Raw genomic sequence first — 19,952 nt, 5'->3', positions numbered from 1 at the left:
CAGTAACTCCTTAAACCGGGTAGTAGCCGAAACGGCTCAGCGGCAAGCGACGAATGCGCTGGCCCGATGCGGCGAACAGGGCGTTGACCAGGGCCGGGCCAATCAGTGCAGTGCCCGCCTCACCGACGCCACCCGGTGCTTCCAGACTCGGCATCAGGTGCACCTCCACCGCCGGCGCTTCGCTGATGCGCAGCTGCCGGTAGTTGTGGAAGTTGGTCTGCTGCACCTGGCCGTTTTCGATGAGGATTTCGTTGAATAACGAGGCGGACAGGCCGAACAAGGTGCCGCCCTCGATCTGCGCCTTAACCGAGGTCGGGTTAGTCGCGAAGCCACAATCCACCACACTGACCAGGCGCTTGATGCGCACGCCCAAGTCGCCCTGCATCTCCAGCTCAACCAGGCTCGCCACATAGCTGCCGAACACTGCACTGACCGCCACACCCCGGCCCTGACCAGCGGGCAACGGCTGGTTCCAGTCACACTTCTCGGCCAGCAAACGCAGCACCGCCTGGGCACGTGGTTGCTCCGCCATCAGTTCCAGGCGGTAGGCCACCGGGTCGGCCTTGGCGTTGTGCGCCAGCTCATCAATAAAACATTCCAGGGCATAGGTGCCGCGCAGCGGGCCCACGCCGCGCCACCAGGACACGGGCACGACGCTCGGCTCCTGGCGGATATAACGAACCTGCAAATGCGGCAAGCTGTAGATCGGGTCCACCGCCACTTCCACGGCATCACTATCCACGCCATTGGGCGGCAAGCTGCCGACATAACGGGCGAGAATCGAGGCGCCGGCGATGCGGTGCTCCCAACCCAGCGGCCGCCCCTGTTCGTCGAGGGCGGCCTGCATGCGGTCGGCGTACAGTGGCCGGTAGAGGTCGTGGGTCATGTCCTCTTCACGGCTCCAGATCAGCTTGATCGGGTAATCGACCTGGCGTGCGATGGCCACTGCTTGGGTGATGAAATCAAACTCCAGACGCCGGCCGAATGCGCCACCGATCAATTGGTTGTGCACTTGGATTTTTTCCACGGGCAACCCGGTGACTTGGGCGGCCGTCTGTTGGGCAAACACCGGCACTTGGGTGCCGACCCACAGCTCGCAGGCATCTTTGCGCACATGGGCCACACAACTCATGGGTTCAAGCGGCGAATGGGACAACAGCGCCTGCTCGTAAACCGCTTCAAACTGGCTGGCCGATTGCTGCTTGGCTTGCTCAATGTCGCCAGTGCGCTTGGCGACCACGCCATCACGGCTACTGGCGGCGAGCAGCTCTTGGTCCAACTGCGCTGAACCAATCGCGGCATGCGGGCCGAGGTCCCACTCGATTTTCAGCGCCTTGATGGCCTGCTGACAGGCCCAGAAGTTGCTCGCGGTGACGGCCACGGCATTGTCCAGGCGCACGATGTCGCGCACCCCAGGCACCCGTCGCGCCGCAGTATCATCAACGTTGAGCAGCCGCCCGCCATACACCGGACAGGTGATACTGGAGGCCACCAGCATACCGGGGATTTGCAGGTCGATGGTAAAGCGCGCCTTGCCGTTGACCTTCGCGGGCGTATCCAGACGCTGCGCGGGGGTGCCCAGCAACTTGAACTGCTCGGGGGTTTTCAGCGGCACTGCGTCGGGCAATGGCAGCGTCGCAGCCGCCTCGACCAAGTCGCCATAGGCCGCCTGCAGGCCATTGGGGCCAAACACCTGGCCGTTCTGCGCATGGCACAGGCTCGGCGCGACGCGCCATTGCAGAGCAGCCGCCTGGATCAACAGGATCCGCGCCGTAGCGCCCGCCCGACGCAGCGGCTCCCAGGTAACACGAGTAGAAGTCGAACCACCGGTTGCCTGAAACTGCATCAGGCTGTCGGTATACAGCGCCGAGTTCGGTGGTGCTTCCTGGATCACCACCTGATCCAGGGGCACTTCCAGCTCCTCGGCGACCATCATGGCAATACCGGTTTGCGCACCCTGGCCCATTTCAATTTTCGGCGAGATCACCGTGACCACGCCATCGGGGCCAACGCGGACAAAGGCACCGTAACCCTCCCCGGAGCGATCACCAAGCCGACCTGCCGCCGCCGCCTCGGCGGCTGCGCTTTTAGACACCAGTGGCGGTAGCCAGGTACTCAACACCAAGCCACCGAGGGCGATGCCGCTGCCCTGCAAGAGGCGGCGGCGAGACATATCAACAGTCGTTTCGTTAGGCTTTTTCATCTCACGCCTCCTCAACCTGGCCAACACTGTGAATGGCCGAGCGAATCCGGGTGTAGGTGGCGCAGCGACAAAGATTACCCGCCATGGCGGCATCAATCGCCTGATCGTCGGGCGCTGGCTGGCTCTGCAGCAGGGCAGTGGCGGCCATGATCTGCCCTGATTGGCAGTAACCGCATTGCACCACCTCATGCGCCAGCCAGGCCTGCTGTACGGCTTGGCCCACGGCCGTCTCACCGATGGCCTCAATGGTGGTGATCGAGCGGCCCACCACAGCGGAAATCGGCGTCACGCACGAACGGATCGGCTGACCATCGAGGTGCACGGTGCACACGCCACACTGGGCAATGCCACAACCATATTTTGTCCCCGTCAGGCCTAGCACATCGCGTAAGACCCACAGCAGAGGCATATCCGCTGCAACGTCAACCTGCTGCGACTGTCCGTTGATGATTAACGTTTGCATGTTATTTCCTCTGCTTAAAATGTTGATGCCGACAACCTTGGTTATCGTTTTGTCATATTTTTACGGCACGTGATGCTCACTGAAACGGCCTCACGCACTCACTGATTAATCTGCCTTAACCGAGCAACCAGCCACCCGGCCAGCGGAAAGGAGATGAGCTGAGTGAAAGGCACTAAAACCACCACCTCTACCAAGACCATGAGTGGAAAACTCAGATCACGGGTCAGCGGGGCCAACACACTCAGTACCAATAAGAGCGTAGGGTATAACCCCAGACAACCCACCAAAATACGCCACAGAGCGGCGTTTATTTGATGCGATCGCTTACTGCGTGTGCTCATAAGAATCTCTGCAGCCATGACTGCGCCTAATGGTCTGGGGTCTCAAAACAAAAAAGCCCTACCACCCAAGAACTTGAGATGGCAGAGCAATAACCTGTGTTATGCCAACAATAGGCAATCAGTCGTCACTTACACGGACCACTAACTTGCCAAAATTACGCCCCTCTAACAGTCCGATAAAGGCATTAGGCGCCTCCTCCAAACCACTCACCAATTCCTCGCGATACTTGATCCGCCCCTCAGCAAACCAGCTCGACATTTCGTTAAAGAACTCGTCGTAGCGGTGTGCGTAATCATCAAAAATAATAAAGCCCTGCACAGTAAGGCGCTTACGCAGAATGGCGCCCATCAAAGACGGCAAGCGATCTGGCCCGCTGGGTAAGGCGGTGTCGTTGTAGTGCGCGACGATACCGCAGACAGGCACGCGGGCCTTGGTATTGAGCAGCGGCAGAACAGCATCGAAGACCTTGCCGCCGACATTCTCAAAGTAGACATCGATACCCGCCGGGCAGGCCTTGGCCAATTGCTCGGCGAAGTCCGCGGCACGGTGATCGAGGCAGGTATCAAAACCCAGCACCTCAACGGCATGCCGGCACTTTTGCGCCCCGCCGGCCACACCGACCACATGACAACCCTTGATCTTACCGATCTGCCCCACGGTCGCGCCGACTGGCCCGGTAGCGGCAGCAACCACTAGCGTTTCACCCGCCTGCGGTCGACCAATATCCAGCAAGCCCATGTAGGCGGTGAAGCCCGGCATGCCAAAGATACCCAAGGCATAAGAGGGCTGTGTCGGCGAATCACCCAGCGCAGTCAGATCACTGCCATCGGAAAGTGCATAGTCCTGCCAGCCATTAAAGGACAACACCCAGTCATCGACCTTGTAGGCCGGATTTTTCGAGGCCACCACACGGCATACCGTGCCACCCACCATCACCCCGCCGACTTCCACCGGCGGCGCATAGGACGGCGCATCACCCATGCGACCACGCATGTAGGGGTCGAGTGACAGGTAGACGGTGCGCAGTAGAACCTGCCCCTCTGCGGGCTGAGGAATTGGGCTTTGCTCAATACGGAAATTCGCGTCAACAGGTGCACCATGTGGGCGCGATGCCAGAACAACACGTCGATTGATTTGCTTTGACTGGGGCATGTTCAAACTCCTGAGTGGGTGTGAAAAGGCAGTTGTATCAAGGCTAATAATTAGACCAGTCGGCTATTAGGCAAGTAAAAATAGCCACCTGCTAGGGTGGGCAATCTCGCCATCAGGCTTTATCAGAGGCCAGCATGGTCTGGGTCGTGGCCATGGCGTTTTCCAACGACCGACTATTACGGTGCAGCTTGCTCAGCAGGCTGGCCCCGAGCCACAGTTGATAAAGGGCTGTGGCCGTGCGGTAAGCATCACCCTGCGGTAAGGACATGTCACGCTGCCCCTGCTCGATACAGGCTGCGATACGGTCAATAATTTGATCTGCGCCGTCGCGCAGCGTAAGGCGCATGGACTCGGAAAGATCCGCCACTTCAGCGCTCAACTTCACCACCAAGCACTTCTGCTCATCGCAGGGCTCACAATAGCTATCCAGCCACTTCTGCCAATAGCCCATGAGTCGTTCGCGGGCCGTATTGCCGGTCACCGCGAAACGCTCGTCCATGTTCGCCAAGTAATTGCGGAAGTAATCCTCGAGCAAGGACTGGCCGAATTGTTCTTTGGACTTGAAGTAATGGTAGAACGAGCCCTTAGGCACGCTGGCGGCCTGCAAAATCTCGTTAAGGCCCACGCCCGTAAAGCCCTTCACGACCATCATCCGATGGCCGGTGTCGAGTAAATGCTGGCGTGTATTATCGTAGTTTTGCTTCATGGGGGGCAGGTTACCAGTAAATTAGACCAGTCGTCTACAGAATATCTCAACGCTCTACTATATCAATACTCCCTCCACACCACCCACCTCAGACCTCAATTGAAGGCCCTACCCGGCAACAAAAGCATGACACATTGAGCCTGCCTCGGGCTGAGCCAGCCTATAGTAGACCGGTTGACTATTGTGCGCGTAGCATACGCGCTACGACAACCAAATTACCTGGCCAGCATCACCGCACATAAGTGTTCGGTACATCCCACGGAGCTAAACCGATGATAAAACTTCACCACCTCAATGCATCACGCTCCATTCGCATCCTTTGGCTACTGGAGGAAATAGGTGAGCCCTATGAGCTCATCAAATACACGCGCGATGAAAAAACTCATTTAGCCCCTGCCTCACTGAAAGCCATCCACCCCCTCGGCAAATCGCCTGTCATTGAGCTAGACGGACAGATAATTGCCGAGTCTGGCGCGATGGTGGAAGTGCTGATTAAGCGCTTTGCGCCTCACTTGGCGCCGGCTGAAGGTTCAGCTGAATACATTGATTACCTGACGTGGATTCATTTTTCAGAAAGCTCAGCCATGCTGCCTTTTCTACTGAAAATATTTAATCAGTTTGAAACCCAGTCAGGTACCGACCTGAAGTTTCTAAACAGCTACGCGGAGACTGAATTCAACAAGGTGTTTGCCCATATAAACAACCACCTTGAAGGTAGGAACTTCCTGGTGGAAGAGCGCCTGACCGGTGCAGACTTTATGCTGGGCTTCGTCGTACAGGGGGCACTGAACAGCCTAAAAGATGGACATGAATTCCCACACATCGAACGCTATATCCGCAACCTTGAAAAGGTCAGCAGCTACCAACGCGCCCTTGAAAAAGACAAGAGCTGAATCGCCTCCCCTGTAAGGCCGGCCGCAAGTCGACATCAGCCCATGCTTATTTTGCAGACAGCAACTCAGGCGTAACGAGCAAAACCGCGCTAACTTCGGTGTTTTAACCCCTGAGCCCACAACCTGGGCTCAGGTACTCATTTGTCTAGGCGTTAGCTTGTCGCTCTTTCAGGTAAGCGATGACCGCGGCCTGCTCGCCAGCAAACTCAATACGCGGGCTTTTACTTTCGCGCTGGAAGTCATACATAGGGTCGTAGTACTCACGCAACAGCCCTTCGATCCAGTCACGGTGAAGGTCAACATTGCCACTGCGCTGCTGCTCGTCCAGCGCCGCCTGCATTGTCGTCAGCAGCTGCTGATAGCGCTCGCCGCCCAGGCGCCGCTGGATATTGCTCAGGCTTTGCAGCAACCGTTCGGCGAACAGATGGAAGCCATCATCGACGCCATGCACCTCGACAAACTCGGCGCACAGCTGGGTCACGTAATCACCAAGAATGCGCTCGACGCGGCCAGCGAAGCTGTCTTCCAGCCACACCAGTGGATAATTTTGCATGCCCTGGTACAGCTCCAGCGGCAGCGAACAGGTGCCGACCAAGCGGCTCTCGTCCTCCAGCACAAATTGCTTGGTGCCGGCGGCGCGCTGCTTAAGGATATCGATGGCCAGGCGGTTCTCGAAATCGATCTGCCCCGGCTGGCCGGTGGCCCGCTTGCCGAAACTGGAACCGCGATGGTTGGCGTGGCCTTCCAGGTCCAGGCTGTTGCTCAGCGCGCTGATCACTTCGGTTTTGCCGGTGCCGGTCATGCCGCCGACGATGACGAACTTACATTCGGCCACCGCCTGCAGGGTGGTCTCCAGCAAGAAACTGCGCATGGCCTTGTAGCCGCCGATCACCCGCGGATATTCGATACCCGCCTCCTTGAGCCACTGCTGGGTGATCTGCGAGCGCAGGCCACCGCGAAAACAGTACAGGTAACCGTCTGGATTAGCCTTGGCGAAGGCACTCCAGGCCGCGACACGCTCCTCCTTGACCGCGCCACTGACCAGCTGATGGCCCAGCTCGATGGCCGCGTCCTGACCTTTTTGCTTGTAGCAGGTGCCAACCTTCTGCCGCTCGCTATCGTCCATCAGCGGCAGGTTGAGCACGCCAGGGAAGGCGCCCTTGAGGAATTCCACCGGAGCACGAGCATCCATCATCGGTCGGTCATTGAGAAAGATGTCGCGGTAGTCGCTGCTGTTGTCGCGCATCAGAGCACCTCTACCGCGTAAGTCTGTCGCGCAACCAGCTGACCAATGGATGCTAGGTTCAAGCCCAACTCGCTGGCCAACGCGAGGAACTCGGTCTCACCCTCTGCGGTGACGGCCACCAGCAGGCCGCCACTGGTCTGCGGGTCACAGAGTAGATTGCGTTGCGCCTCGCTGATGGGCGCGATTTTCTCGCCGTAACTCTCGAAATTACGCAGCGTGCCGCCGGGCACGCAGCCCTCGGCCAGGTAGTAGTCAACGCCTGGCAGACGCGGCACGGCAGCGTAATCAAGCTGCGCGGTGAGGCCGGCGCCATCAGCCATTTCCACCAAGTGGCCGAGCAGACCGAAGCCAGTGACATCCGTCATTGCGGTCACCCCGGCGAGCTTGCCAAAACGACTGCCGGGCTTGTTCAGCGTGCACATCCACTTGCATGCCAGACCGACATCTTCGGGCCGCAGCTTGGCTTTCTTCTCGGCGGTGGTGAGAATGCCGATACCCAGCGGCTTGCTCAGGTACAGCCGGCAACCGATCGTGGCAGTGTCGTTACGCTTCATGTGGCGCTTGCTCACCACACCCGTCACAGCCAGACCGAAGATCGGCTCCGGCGCGTCGATGGAGTGGCCACCAGCCAGCGGAATACCCGCTTCATCACAGACCGCGCGGCCACCACGAATCACTTCGCGGGCCACTTCCGGCGCCAGCACATTGACCGGCCAGCCGAGGATGGCAATAGCCATCAAGGGATCGCCGCCCATGGCATAAATGTCGCTGATCGCATTGGTGGCGGCGATGCGGCCGAAGTCGTAAGGGTCATCGACGATCGGCATAAAGAAGTCAGTAGTCGAGACCACGCCGCGCTCGTCGTCAATGGCATACACCGCCGCATCGTCACGCGAGGCGTTGCCAACCCATAGCTTGGGGTCGAGGTTCTGCGCACCGCTACCGGCGAGGATCACGTCCAGCACCTTGGGGGAAATCTTGCAGCCACAACCGGCTCCATGGCTGTACTGGGTCAGGCGGATCGGCTCGCTCATCGGTCAGGCTCTCGGCAAATCAGAAAACAGGTCGCGGATTCTAACAGGCCGGTGGAAACGCAGGATTGCCAACGCCGCTTGTTTTCCAACGGCCTGCTGGCAACGCTGGTCTTTAGCGCAGCGCTCCCTATAATCGCGCCACGTCGATTACCTGACGAAACGCGGCCAGCTGATCTGCTGAGCTGTCACTTAGAACCTTTTCCGCTATTGAACCGGAGAATCTTCATGCTTAAACGCTCCTTGGCGCTCGCCGCCCTGTGCCTGTCCGCCAGCCTGACCCACGCTGCCGAAACCCTACGCGTCAGCGCCATCCCGGACGAAGCGCCGACCGAACTGCTGCGTAAATTCAAACCGCTGGGCGCCTACCTGGAACAACAGCTGGGCATGAAAGTCGAGTTCACCCCAGTTGCCGACTACCCCGCCGTGGTCGAAGCGCTGGCCACCGACCGCCTGGACTTGGCCTGGCTTGGCGGTTTCACCTTCGTCCAAGTACGCCTAAAAACCGGCAACGCGATCCCGCTGGTACAGCGCGAGCAAGACGCCCAGTTCACCAGCAAGTTCATCACCGCTGACGCCAATGTGAATTCCTTGGCCGACCTCAAGGGTAAGACTTTCGCCTTTGGTTCGGTGTCGTCGACCTCCGGCAGCCTGATGCCTCGCTATTTCATGCTGCAGGACGGCATCAAGCCAGAAAGCTACTTCAGCCGTATTGGTTACTCCGGCGCACATGACGCCACCGCCGCCTGGGTGCAGGCCGGCAAGGTCGATGGCGGCGTGCTCAACGCCAGCGTCTGGGACAAGCTGGTTGCCAGCGGCAAGGTCGACACCAACAAGGTCAAAGTCTTCGCCACCACCCCGAGCTACTTCGACTACAACTGGACCGTGCGCGGCAGCCTCGATCCGGCACTGGTGGCCAAAATCAAAGCCGCCTTCCTCGCCCTCGACCCGGCTAACCCCGCGCACAAGGCGATCCTCGACCTGCAGGCCGCCAGCCGCTTTATCGAAACCAAGCCTGAGAACTACACAGGCATCGAGGAAGCCGCTCGCGCCGCCGACCTGCTGAAATGAGCCTACGCCTGACTCAGGCGGCGCTGCAGCACGGTAATGGCGTTCACGCCCTGCGCAATGTCGATCTGCACATTGCGCCCGGCGAGCGGGTAGCGATCATCGGCCCCTCCGGGGCCGGTAAATCGAGCCTGCTCAACCTACTGGCCACCGCCCTGCAACCGAGCAGCGGCGAATTGCACGTGCTCGGCGAACAGCCTTGGCAGCTCTCTGGCCGCCAACGTCAACGCCTGCGCGCACGTATCGGCCTGGTCCATCAGGCACCGCCGCTGCCCGCGCGCCAACGCGTGGTAACAGCGGTGCTGGCCGGCAAACTCGGCCAGTGGGGTTTGGCCAAGAGTCTGCTGAGCCTGCTGCACCCGTTGGATATACCCGGCGCACAGCGTGAGTTGGCCAAGCTGGACCTGGCTGACAAGCTGTTCGCCCAGTGCCAGCAACTCTCCGGCGGCCAGTTACAGCGCGTTGGCATTGCCCGCGCGCTGTACCAGGCGCCCGAGGTGCTGCTGGCCGACGAGCCGGTATCGGCCATGGACCCGGTGCTCGCCGCGCATACCCTGAGTGTGCTGTGTCGGCATGCCGAAGCCAGCGGCGTTACCCTGATCGCCAGCCTGCATGCGGTGGAGCTGGCCCTGGCGCACTTCCCGCGCGTGATCGGTTTGCGTGATGGGCAGATACTGTTCGACCGCCCGGCCGCTGAAGTCGACCAAGCACAGCTCGATGCGCTGTATGCCAACGAACAACTGCTCTCACCGCCCCTATCCGCCGTTAGTCTGAGCCTGCAGATTCCCCGATGCTAAGCCGCACCCAGCGCGACCCGGCTGCCCTGCCGCGACTGCTGCTCAGCCTGCTGGCACTGGCCCTGCTGTGGCCGGGCATTCAGCTCAGCGAGCTGGATCTGGGCGTGCTGCTGCAAGCCGATAGCCAAAGCGAGATGGGCCGCTTTGTCGCGGCGTTCTGGCCACCGGCGCATGACACGGCGTTTCTCGAGCTGTTGCTGCAGGCCACCTTGCAAACGCTGGCGATCGCCACTGCGGGGATGGCCCTGGCGCTGCTATTAGCAATCCCCGCGAGCCTATTGGCCAGCCGCGCCTTGTCGCTCTCCGCCGCCGCCCGTGGTGGCCGGCCTAAAGCCTTGGCGCAGTTGCTGCGTTGGCCGGTACGCGGGCTGCTGATCTTCTTGCGTAGCGTGCCGGAAATCGTCTGGGCGCTATTGTTCGTGCGCGCCGTCGGTCTTGGCCCCACCGCCGGGGTACTGGCTATCGCCATCACCTACAGCGGCATGCTCGGCAAGGTCTACGCAGAAATTTACGAGTCAGTCGACCAGCGCCCCATGCACGCCTTGCTGCAATCCGGCAGCGGCCGATTGACGGCATTTTTCTACGGCATCCTGCCGAATGCGGCGGCGGAGTTGACCTCTTACACGGTGTATCGCTGGGAATGCGCGATTCGCGCCTCGGTGGTGATGGGCTTCGTCGGCGCCGGCGGCCTCGGCCAGCAGATCGATCTGTCGCTGCGCATGTTTGCCGGCGGCGAGGTGGCCAGCATGCTGCTGACCTTCCTGCTATTGGTGCTACTGGCCGATCAGCTCAGCCGCCTGCTGCGCCGGAGGTTGGCATGAACCGGCTGATCAATCTGTTGCTGCTCTTGGCTATCGGCGTGGCGGTGTATGCCTCGTTCGTCTATCTAGGCATCGACCTCGCCGTGCTGGTCGGCGGCGACAGCCTGGCGCAGATGCTTGGCTATGTACGGCGCTTCCTTGCGCCCGACCTGAGCACCGAGCACCTCGCGGCCATCAGCCGGGGGGCGCTGGAAACTCTGGCCATGTCGGCCATCGGCACCTTGCTGGCGGCGGTGTTTGGCTTGCTCCTGGCGTTGCCCGCCGCCGGGCGTTTCGGCTGGCCGCTGCAGAGCGCAGCACGTTTGCTGCTGAATGCCCTACGGGCCATTCCCGAGCTGGTTTGGGCGGCGCTAATGGTGCTGGCTGCTGGCCTCGGCCCGAATGCCGGCACTCTGGCTCTGGCCCTGCACACCGCTGGCGTACTCGGTCGATTATTTGCCGAAGCCCTGGAAAACACCCCGACCGCACCGGCCGAGGCGATCCGCTTGCAAGGCGGCGGCCAGATCGCCGCGTTCTGCTACGGCACCCTGCCCAACCTCTGGCCACAGCTGTTGGCTTACTGCCTGTACCGCTGGGAAAACAATATCCGCATGGCCAGCGTGCTTGGCTTCGTTGGGGCCGGCGGTCTGGGGCAGATGCTCTACGTCAGCCTTAGCCTGTTCCAGGAAGCACAGGCCAGCACGGTGATCCTGGCGATGCTGCTGCTGGTGTTCGGCGTCGATGCCCTAAGCGGTTGGACCCGACAGCGCTGGGTGCGGGTATAGCCGCATACGTCGGGCAGATAACACGTCGTTGACGCGACGTTGCACCGCTGCAACCAAGCTCAATGGCCACTGTCCAACCCGACGCGGAATGCCCCATCCATCTGCGGTCGCTATTGTTTTAGGGAGACGTCCTTGCCTGCTGTGTTTTTGCGCCATCCTTTGCGCTGGGCCGCCTTATTGGTTGGTGGGCTCGGCCTTACTGCCTCGGTTCTCGCCTGCCCCAGCGGGCAGCAGCAGGTCTGTGCCGTGGTGTGCTTCTGCGCGCCGATCAGCCAAGCCGACATCGATGGGCTCTACGAAAACGCCACCCTGATAGCCGCCTCCGGTCTTGAACAAGGGTTACTGCAAGCGCGTGAGCACGCCGCGGCCGGCGGTACTGAGCCTGTTCCCTTGCATATCCGCGCGCAGCTGGAGGCCTATTTCGATATAGCGGTGCTCGACTCAGCGCGTTTCACGGTTGGGGCAGGCGAAACGCTGAACGCCGGCAATGCCTTGCTGCAAAATCCAGACGTGCAGGCGGTGACGCTGATCGACATCATCGTCTTCCGTAATGCCGAAGACGCGCAGCAGAATGTCGCGCTCTGGGCCCATGAGCTGTTGCATGTGCAGCAGTACCAGCAATGGGGCGTAGGCGAATTTACCCGACGCTATACCCGCGACCACGACGCCATCGAAGCGCCTGCTTACAAGCTACAGATTAAGGTCGACCGGGCGCTGCGCAATCAGCTGACGCAGAACGCAACGCCCCCTAACTGACGGTTGAGCATCTGTACCTGCCGTCGATAAAACCTCCGAGGTACGGCTACACGCAGCCTAGTGAGCCAGCCACGCAGCCTGCCGTTGACGCACGGCGACGTCATGCGCCAGCAACGTCTCGATAAAGCACTGCGCCGCCAGCGATAAGCGCCGGCCGTGCAGACGAGCAACCCCGAAGCGCCCACTCAGGCCAGGGGCGAGGCTGCGCAATGCCTGCAAGTCACCGCGTTGCAGTTCGTCTTCCACCATAAACCACGGCAACATCGCCAGTGCCTCACAGCCCAGTAAAAGCTGCTTGAGCATGGCTGAGCTGTCGCAGGTGATCGCCAATTTCCACTGCGCCCGCCAGGTGTTCTGTAACGCACTGGGCAGGCGTTTGAGCAGCTCCTCGCGAATAGCCTCAGGCAGGTTTGGCCCAGCCAGTGGGTACTGCAACAGCGCTTCAAAACCAGGCGCGGCCTGTTCTAGCAATGGATGGCCGGCGCGGCACACCGGCAACGTGTGGTGTTCACCAAGAGCTTGCACGGCATAGCAGGGGTCGTCTTCAATCTCGTGTAAGTCGACCACCATCAGGTCGATTTCGCGGCGTTGCAAGCGCGCTGGCAGTTCTTGCCAGGGCGCCAGTATCACCTCCAAATGCACGCCAGGATGGGCACGGCTCAAGATGGCCAGCACCGGGGCGACCAGGGCTGCGCCGGCAAACGGGCCCACCCCTATGCGTAACTCCCCTTGCTCCAAACCACGCGCTAATTGCAGGTCATGCTTGAGGTCTTGGGCGTGCAGCAGCAGTTTGCGGGCATGCTGCAACAGCAGTTCGCCCATCGCCGTGGGGGTCACTTCACGGTGACTACGATCAAACAGTTGCTCGCCAACTTGCGCTTCGAGTGCTTGTAAGCTGCGTGATAGCGCCGGCGGGGAGAGATGAAGCGCCTCTGCAGCGCGGGCAAAATTGCCATGTTCGGCGAGGGCAAGGGCATGACGCAAGTGACGGAGTTCTATATTCATGTCTTATACGCATTGAAAAGATGTTTTAGCTGCATTGGACGCATGGTAGGCCGCACCCCATGCTCTGACCAGTCATCCTGTGGAGAACGCCAATGAATCTGCCCTTGCGCTGGTTATTACCCAGCACCCTATTGTTACTCAGCGCCTGCAGCGACAGCCCCGCGCCCAGCACCAGCGCCGCTACACCCAGCACACAAGCAGCCCAGGCCAAGGTGGCTGAGCAATACGACCTGAACCAGACCAAGGGCCTGGCCCAGGCGCGCCGGGGATTAATTGCCGCACCAAAGGGCCAGGTGCGCGATGCCGACGGCCAGCTAATCTGGGACTTCGACAGCTTCGCCTTTATCCAGGACGAAGCGCCGGCGACCGTCAACCCGAGCCTATGGCGGCAGGCACTGCTAAATAACCAGATTGGCCTGTTCAAAGTCAGCGAAAAAATCTACCAACTGCGCGGCTTCGACCTGGCCAATATGACCCTGATTGAGGGCGACAGCGGCTGGATTGTTATCGACCCGCTGACCAGTCGAGAAACCGCCGCCTTCGCCATGGACTTTGTTGCTCAACATCTGGGCAAGCGTCCGATCAGCGCGATGATCTTCAGCCACAGCCATGTCGATCACTTTGGCGGCGCCCTCGGCGTGCTCAGCGCCGAAGAAGCCAAGGCTCGGCAAGTGCCGGTGATTGCCCCGCTCGGGTTTATGCAGGAAGCCACCAGCGAAAACCTGATGATGGGCGTTGCCATGGCTCGCCGCGCCACCTTTATGTACGGCAAGCGTCTGCCACGCACTGCCGAGGGCATGGTGGATAACGGCCTGGGCAAGGCGGTGGCGTTCGGTCATATGGGCATTCTGCCGCCGACCCAACTGATCAGCGCCAGCGAACAGACACTGAACGTCGATGGTGTGCGCTTTGTCTTCTACAACACACCCGGAGCCGAAGCGCCGGCAGAGATGACCTTCAGCCTGCCAGAACTGAAAGCCTTTGGCGGCGCAGAGCTGCTCTCGCAAACCCTGCACAACCTTTACACCCTGCGCGGGGCCAAGGTGCGCGATGCCCTGCAATGGGCCAACTACATCGACGCCAGCCGTGCGCACGCCGCCGAGGCGCAGATGCTCTTCAACCAGCACCACTGGCCGGTGTGGGGGCAGGACAACATTCAGGCATTCCTCACTGCGCAGCGTGATGTCTACCGTTACTTGCACGACCAAACCGTGCGCTTGATGAATGCTGGGCTCACCGCGCCAGAGATCGCTGAGCAGTTAAAGCTGCCGCCAAGCCTCGACCAACACCTGCACGTGCATGGCTACTACGGCACGCTTAAGCACAACGTGCGCGGCATCTATCAGTTCTACTTGGGCTGGTATGACGCCAACCCAGCCAACCTCGACCCGATACCACCGGTGGCTGCGGCAGCCAAGTACGTAGCACTGGCCGGGGGCAGCGAGCAGTTGCTGGCGAGCGCCGAACAGGCCTATGCAGAGGGTGACTACCGCTGGGCTGCCGAACTGGGTAAGCACCTGCTGTATGCCAACCCTGAGCATGCGGCTACCCGCGACCTGCAAGCCCGTAGCTTTGAGCAACTGGGTTATCAGGCCGAGTCAGCGTCCTGGCGTAACGTTTACCTGAGCGGAGCCTATGAGCTGCGCCACGGCCTGCCGGAAGACGGTTTCACCCCCGTGATGATGCTCGACATGCTCAAGCACACGGCGCCCGAGCGGTTCCTCGAGGTCATGGCGACCAAACTGGATGGCACGGCGGCAGCCGACAGTGCGCTGCGCATCAACCTCAACTTCACCGACAGCGGCGCGCGTTTTCACCTGTGGATCGAGAACGCCGTGCTGCATCACCGCCGCCTGGCGGACCAAGAGGTGGCCGAGGCCGATGTCAGCCTGAACCTGAGCCAGGATTTTTTCTTGCAGATGGTCAGCGGGCAGGCCGGTGCCGGTGCCTTACTCAGCTCCGATCAGGTGTCGATCGACGGCAGTACACTGGCACTGGGACGCTTCTTCAGTCTGCTGGATAAGCCAGACGGACGCTTCCCTATCGTCACCCGTCAGTAAGCAATCAGCGGCTTGCCCGCCAAATAGGCCGGCAGCGTAGCCAATACCGCTGCGCTGCTTAGTCTTTGTAGCCGATATGAGCCAGGCACAGCTGCAGACACTCACGCTTGCTATCACCGGAAATTAGCCAACAGGTATTTAAGAGACAGCGGCAGGCGATCGACTGGAACGGCGCGGGTAGCGCCGCTCCAGCACCAGCCGGGTAGGCCGGTGCATCGCATCGAAATGCCAGAGAGGAAGAAACACATCGTACGGGCGGGTAGCCCCCGTTACCGGGTGTACGAAGGGCGCTGCGTTACGGTAGGTGCCGCGTGCAGCATCAGGTGCTTGGGCAAAGTACCTGGGGGTGGCGGTAAGCCGGTGCTGCGTACTACCCCGGCAGGCGAACCTGCCGGGTGTCATGCTCGGTGCTGTGAGTAGCGGACAGCAGCCCGGTACTCACAGCGGCAACGGATTAACCGATGGTCATCAGGCTGGCGTTACCGCCGGCCGCTGCGGTGTTGATGCTCAAAGCGTGCTCGATCAACAGGCGCTCCAGTGGGATGTCAGTCTCACCTTTGTTCAAGCCATGCACACCGATGATCGCGCCAGGACGCTTAGCCGCCAACTGGCTGACTTCACGCAACTGGTCGGAGTCACCGTGGTGCAAGATGGCATCAAAACTGGTCTCACTGCTGCTCCACTGGCTGAGCAGGGTAATGCGTTGCTGCACCAGCTTGGGCAATGCCGCAAACATCGCCTGGGTCAGCTCGCTTTCCTGCCACAGCACCTGGCAACCCACGGCCAACGCCGCCGCCAGCTGTACCAGCAAATCGCTGCGCTCATCAGCCAAGCACAGCACATGCTCACGTGGTAGCAGGCTGTAACTGTTGCGCTCACCGGTCGGGCCAGCCAACAGCTGCACAGTGCCGCTTTGCGCCAGCTCGACATACTGTGCACTCAAGGCAGACAGACTCGGCTCATGCTCAACCGCCCACTCCTGCAGCGCCTGAATAACCTTAGCCTGCGCAGCCGGACGCTGAATCTCGCCCTCTTCCTGCTGCAGCTGCTTAGCCACTGCATCCTGCGGGCGGGTGGCCAGCAAGCGGTACATGTACAACGGGCCACCGGCTTTCGGGCCAGTACCCGACAGGCCTTCACCACCGAACGGCTGCACGCCAACGACTGCACCGACCATATTGCGGTTGACGTAGAGGTTGCCAACCTTGGCGCTGTTGACCACCTGGGCGATGGTTTCATCGATGCGCGTGTGCACACCCAGCGTCAAGCCATAGCCGCTGTCGTTGATCTGCTGCAGCAGCTTGGCAAGATCGGCACGGGCATAGCGCACCACGTGCAGTACCGGGCCGAAGATTTCACGCTGCAGTTCATCGTAGCTGTCCAGCTCGATCAGCGTCGGCGTGACAAAGGTACCGCGGCTCAGGTCATCGCCATTGCTGCGCGCCGCCTGGAAAATCGTGCGACCCTTCTCGCGCATTTTCGCGATGTGCTGATCGATATTGCCCTTGGCTTCGGCGTCGATCACCGGGCCGATATCCGTGCTCAAGCGCTCCGGGTTACCCAGGCTGTATTCAGCCATAGCGCCCTTAAGCATGTTGATCACCCGATCGGCCACATCTGCCTGCACGCAGAGTACGCGCAAGGCCGAGCAACGCTGACCCGCGCTGTCGAAGGCCGAGGCGACGACATCAACCACCACCTGCTCGGTGAGTGCCGAGGAGTCAACGATCATGCTGTTAAGGCCGCCGGTTTCAGCGATCAGGGGGATGGTGCGACCGTGGGCATCCAGGCGACCGGCGAGGTTGCGCTGGATAATCCCGGCCACTTCGGTGGAGCCGGTGAACATCACACCACGCACCCGCTCGTTGCCGATCAAGCCAGCACCGACGGTTTCACCGGTGCCCGGCAGCAGCTGCACGGCACCGGCTGGTACGCCGGCTTCGAGCAAGATGCGCACGGCCTGCGCGGCGATCAGCGGCGTTTGCTCTGCTGGTTTGGCTAGCACGGTGTTACCGGCGGCCAACGCGGCGGCCACTTGACCGCTGAAGATGGCCAGCGGGAAGTTCCACGGACTGATGCATACCACCGGACCCAGTGGGCGGTGACTGTCATTGCTGAAGTGGTTACGTGCCTGCGCTGCGTAGTAACGCAGGAAGTCCACGGCCTCACGTACTTCGGCAATCGCGTTGGCAAAGGTCTTGCCCGACTCACGCACCAGCAAGCCCATCAGCTGCTGGGTTTCTGCTTCCATCTGATCCGCGGCGCGGTCGAGCACGGCAGCGCGCTCGCCCGGCAGGGTCGACTGCCAGATTTGCCCACTGGACACCGCGCAGAGCACTGCATTTTGTACATCCTGCGCACTGGCTTCATGCACATGGCCGACGATATCGCGGTGATCCGCCGGGTTGCGCACCGGCTGCGCCTCGCCCAACTCTGGCGTGTCACAACCGAGCAGCGGCATGGCCTTATAGGCATTGTTGGTGCTGCTCAGCAGGGCCGAAGACAGCGAACCCAGGCGATGCTCGTTGGCCAGGTCGATGCCTTCGGAGTTTTTCCGGGTAGTGCCATACAAAGCGCACGGCAGCGCAATGCGCGGGTGCGGCAGACCGAGGCCACCTTCCTGCGCAGCCATCTGCTCGATTTGCTGCACCGGATCGAGCACCAGCTCTTTGATTGAGATGCTGTGGTCAGCAATACGGTTGACGAATGAGGTGTTCGCGCCGTTTTCCAACAGACGACGCACCAAGTAAGCCAGTAAGGTTTCATGGCTGCCCACTGGCGCATAGATGCGGCACGGACGATTCAGCTTGCCGTCGGCAATTTTGCCTACAACCTGCTCGTACAGCGGCTCACCCATGCCGTGCAGGCATTGAAACTCGTACTGGCCCGGGTAGTAGTTCTGCCCAGCCAGCTGGTAAATCGCCGACAACGAGTGAGCGTTGTGAGTGGCGAACTGTGGGTAGATGGCTTCCGGCACGCCCAGCAGCTTGCGTGCACAAGCGATGTAGGAAATATCGGTGTACGGCTTGCGGGTGAATACCGGATAGCCTTCCAGGCCTTCGACCTGGGCGCGTTTGATTTCACTGTCCCAGTACGCGCCTTTTACCAGGCGGATCATCAAGCGGTGACGGCTGCGCTTGGCCAGGTCGATGACGTAGTCGATCACGTACGGGCAGCGCTTCTGGTAAGCCTGAATCACAAAGCCGATGCCGTTCCAGCCGGCAAGGGCCGGATCGAAGCACAGACGCTCAAGCAGGTCGAGGGAGATTTCCAGGCGGTCTGCTTCTTCGGCGTCGATGTTCAGGCCGATGTCGTACTGCTTGGCCAGCTTGGTCAGGCTCAGCAAAATCGGGTACAGCTCGTCCATCACCCGCTCGTGCTGCGCGCGGCTGTAACGCGGGTGCAGCGCCGACAGCTTGATCGAGATGCCCGGGCCTTCGTAAATACCACGGCCATGGGACGCCTTACCGATGGCATGAATGGCCTGCTCATAGGACGCCAGGTAGCACTTGGCGTCTTCATCGGTCAGCGCCGCTTCGCCGAGCATGTCGTAGGAATAACGGAAACCCTTGGTTTCCATAGTGGTGGCATTAGCCAGGGCTTCGGCGATGGTTTCACCGGTAACAAACTGCTCGCCCATCAGGCGCATGGACATGTCCACGCCCTTACGGATCAGCGGCTCGCCGCCTTTGCCTATGATGCGATTGAGCGAGGTAATCATGCCCGCTTCGTTGTGCGTCGACACCAACTTACCGGTGATCAACAGCCCCCAGGAGGCGGCGTTGACGAACATAGACGGGCTGTTGCCCAGGTGCTGGCTCCAGTTGCCGTTGCTGATCTTGTCGCGGATCAGCGCGTCGCGCGTGGCCTTATCCGGGATACGCAGCAGCGCTTCGGCCAGGCACATCAGCGCGACACCTTCCTGCGAGGACAGCGAGAACTCCTGCAGCAAACCCTGCACCAGCCCTTGACGGCCGCTGGCATTCTTCTGGCTACGCAGCTTCTCGGCAATGCGCATGGCCAGTTTGTTGCTGGCCTCGGCCATGTCCTTGGGTAGACGCGCTTGCTCCAGCAGCATCGGTACCGCTTCGGTTTCCGGGCGACGATAAGCTCCGGTAATGGCCGCACGCAGTACCGACTGCGGGAGGATGCTTTCGGCGAAATCGAGGAACACCTGCAGACCTTGCTCGGTCAGAGTCTCAACCGACTCTTCACCAGCAACTGCGGCCAGGCCGGAATGCTCGGCCGGGGTCAAACCACCCTCGACCTGCTCCAAGTAATTGAAAATTGCCTGCTTGATCAACCAATGCGGCGTGCGGTCAATTGACTGCGCAGCCTGCTTGAGGCGATCACGGGTTGCATCATCGAGCTTTACGCCAAGGGTAGTGGTGGCCATTGGTTTGTCCTGTATGGGCTGGAGCACGGCAAAAAAACTGGCGCGAGATTAAACCTCTCAAGGCCAAAGGTGCAACTAGGCGCAACCTAATAAAAGCACACTATTTACAGCCCACCAGTCACCTTAAACACCGCCATAGCAAGGGCAAGCCTCAAACCTGCGGTTGCCTGCGGGAGAAACCCGCGCTGGCGAGGTAAAACGGCTGTTTTAAAAAAGCAGCAAGCTTCCGACGACAGGTACAACCTTAAC

15 protein-coding genes are annotated in these 19,952 nt (G+C 60.6%); 7 read left to right on the top strand and 8 right to left on the bottom strand.

The features are described 5' to 3' along the window. Positions 1 to 10 precede the first annotated feature (10 nt). The 4 genes from BMZ32_RS15560 to BMZ32_RS15540 all read right to left on the bottom strand — a co-directional run bounded on the left by BMZ32_RS15560 (position 11) and on the right by BMZ32_RS15540 (position 4,866). Positions 11 to 2,203, bottom strand: coding sequence for a xanthine dehydrogenase family protein molybdopterin-binding subunit (locus BMZ32_RS15560; protein WP_090243596.1), 2,193 nt, complete (start codon positions 2,201 to 2,203; stop codon positions 11 to 13). A gap of 1 nt (position 2,204) precedes the next feature. Continuing rightward, entirely contained in the window at positions 2,205 to 2,666 is a 462-nt protein-coding gene (locus tag BMZ32_RS15555) for a (2Fe-2S)-binding protein (protein ID WP_090243594.1), read from the bottom strand. 459 nt (positions 2,667 to 3,125) lie between these two features. After that, on the bottom strand, positions 3,126 to 4,160 hold the full coding sequence (locus BMZ32_RS15545; RefSeq protein ID WP_090243591.1) for an NADP-dependent oxidoreductase: 1,035 nt from the start codon (positions 4,158 to 4,160) through the stop codon (positions 3,126 to 3,128). A 112-nt stretch (positions 4,161 to 4,272) separates the two neighbouring features. After that, the gene (locus tag BMZ32_RS15540; protein ID WP_090243589.1) at positions 4,273 to 4,866 is read right to left on the bottom strand and encodes a TetR/AcrR family transcriptional regulator; all 594 of its coding nucleotides are present in this window, start codon (positions 4,864 to 4,866) and stop codon (positions 4,273 to 4,275) included. A gap of 272 nt (positions 4,867 to 5,138) precedes the next feature. Here BMZ32_RS15540 and BMZ32_RS15535 point away from each other — a divergent pair, with 272 nt between their 5' ends. Further along, positions 5,139 to 5,759 (top strand): glutathione S-transferase family protein, encoded by a 621-nt coding sequence (locus BMZ32_RS15535; RefSeq protein ID WP_090243587.1) that lies wholly within the window; start codon positions 5,139 to 5,141, stop codon positions 5,757 to 5,759. Positions 5,760 to 5,904: 145 nt separating this feature from the next. Here the strand turns inward: BMZ32_RS15535 and mnmH are convergent, their stop codons facing one another. Together mnmH and selD are read right to left on the bottom strand one after the other, a co-directional pair. Then, on the bottom strand, positions 5,905 to 7,005 hold the full coding sequence (gene mnmH / locus BMZ32_RS15530) for a tRNA 2-selenouridine(34) synthase MnmH (RefSeq protein WP_090243585.1): 1,101 nt from the start codon (positions 7,003 to 7,005) through the stop codon (positions 5,905 to 5,907). Further along, a complete protein-coding gene (gene selD / locus BMZ32_RS15525) occupies positions 7,005 to 8,039 on the bottom strand; it encodes a selenide, water dikinase SelD (protein WP_090243583.1) in 1,035 nt (344 codons plus the stop codon). The genes mnmH and selD overlap by 1 nt, the downstream gene beginning before the upstream one ends. A gap of 225 nt (positions 8,040 to 8,264) precedes the next feature. Between selD and BMZ32_RS15520 the strand changes: the two genes are divergently transcribed. The 5 genes from BMZ32_RS15520 (at position 8,265) to BMZ32_RS15500 (ending at position 12,242) form a co-directional block, all read left to right on the top strand. Further along, complete coding sequence (locus tag BMZ32_RS15520) at positions 8,265 to 9,107, top strand: putative selenate ABC transporter substrate-binding protein (protein ID WP_090243581.1); 843 nt, start codon at positions 8,265 to 8,267, stop codon at positions 9,105 to 9,107. Then, complete coding sequence (locus tag BMZ32_RS15515; RefSeq protein WP_090243580.1) at positions 9,104 to 9,901, top strand: phosphonate ABC transporter ATP-binding protein; 798 nt, start codon at positions 9,104 to 9,106, stop codon at positions 9,899 to 9,901. The genes BMZ32_RS15520 and BMZ32_RS15515 overlap by 4 nt, the downstream gene beginning before the upstream one ends. Next, a complete protein-coding gene (locus BMZ32_RS15510) occupies positions 9,895 to 10,722 on the top strand; it encodes a PhnE/PtxC family ABC transporter permease (RefSeq protein ID WP_090243578.1) in 828 nt (275 codons plus the stop codon). The genes BMZ32_RS15515 and BMZ32_RS15510 overlap by 7 nt, the downstream gene beginning before the upstream one ends. Further along, the gene (gene phnE, locus BMZ32_RS15505) at positions 10,719 to 11,486 is read left to right on the top strand and encodes a phosphonate ABC transporter, permease protein PhnE (protein ID WP_090243577.1); all 768 of its coding nucleotides are present in this window, start codon (positions 10,719 to 10,721) and stop codon (positions 11,484 to 11,486) included. The genes BMZ32_RS15510 and phnE overlap by 4 nt, the downstream gene beginning before the upstream one ends. A 159-nt stretch (positions 11,487 to 11,645) precedes the next feature. After that, a complete protein-coding gene (locus BMZ32_RS15500; RefSeq protein WP_090243907.1) occupies positions 11,646 to 12,242 on the top strand; it encodes an eCIS core domain-containing protein in 597 nt (198 codons plus the stop codon). A gap of 57 nt (positions 12,243 to 12,299) precedes the next feature. Here BMZ32_RS15500 and BMZ32_RS15495 read toward each other — a convergent pair whose 3' ends face one another. Further along, positions 12,300 to 13,247 (bottom strand): LysR family transcriptional regulator, encoded by a 948-nt coding sequence (locus BMZ32_RS15495; RefSeq protein WP_090243575.1) that lies wholly within the window; start codon positions 13,245 to 13,247, stop codon positions 12,300 to 12,302. A 92-nt stretch (positions 13,248 to 13,339) separates the two neighbouring features. Between BMZ32_RS15495 and BMZ32_RS15490 the strand changes: the two genes are divergently transcribed. Further along, entirely contained in the window at positions 13,340 to 15,307 is a 1,968-nt protein-coding gene (locus tag BMZ32_RS15490) for an alkyl/aryl-sulfatase (RefSeq protein WP_090243573.1), read from the top strand. A 454-nt stretch (positions 15,308 to 15,761) separates the two neighbouring features. On the opposite strand, the gene putA is transcribed toward BMZ32_RS15490, so the two are convergent. Then, a complete protein-coding gene (putA, locus tag BMZ32_RS15485) occupies positions 15,762 to 19,703 on the bottom strand; it encodes a trifunctional transcriptional regulator/proline dehydrogenase/L-glutamate gamma-semialdehyde dehydrogenase (RefSeq protein WP_090243571.1) in 3,942 nt (1,313 codons plus the stop codon). Positions 19,704 to 19,952: the final 249 nt, after the last annotated feature.

The organism is Pseudomonas guineae (genome assembly GCF_900113745.1).
GTDB classification, from domain to species: domain Bacteria; phylum Pseudomonadota; class Gammaproteobacteria; order Pseudomonadales; family Pseudomonadaceae; genus Aquipseudomonas; species Aquipseudomonas guineae.
The sequence above is the reverse complement of the archived record's forward strand: the minus strand, read 5'-3'. Positions and strand labels throughout refer to the sequence as shown.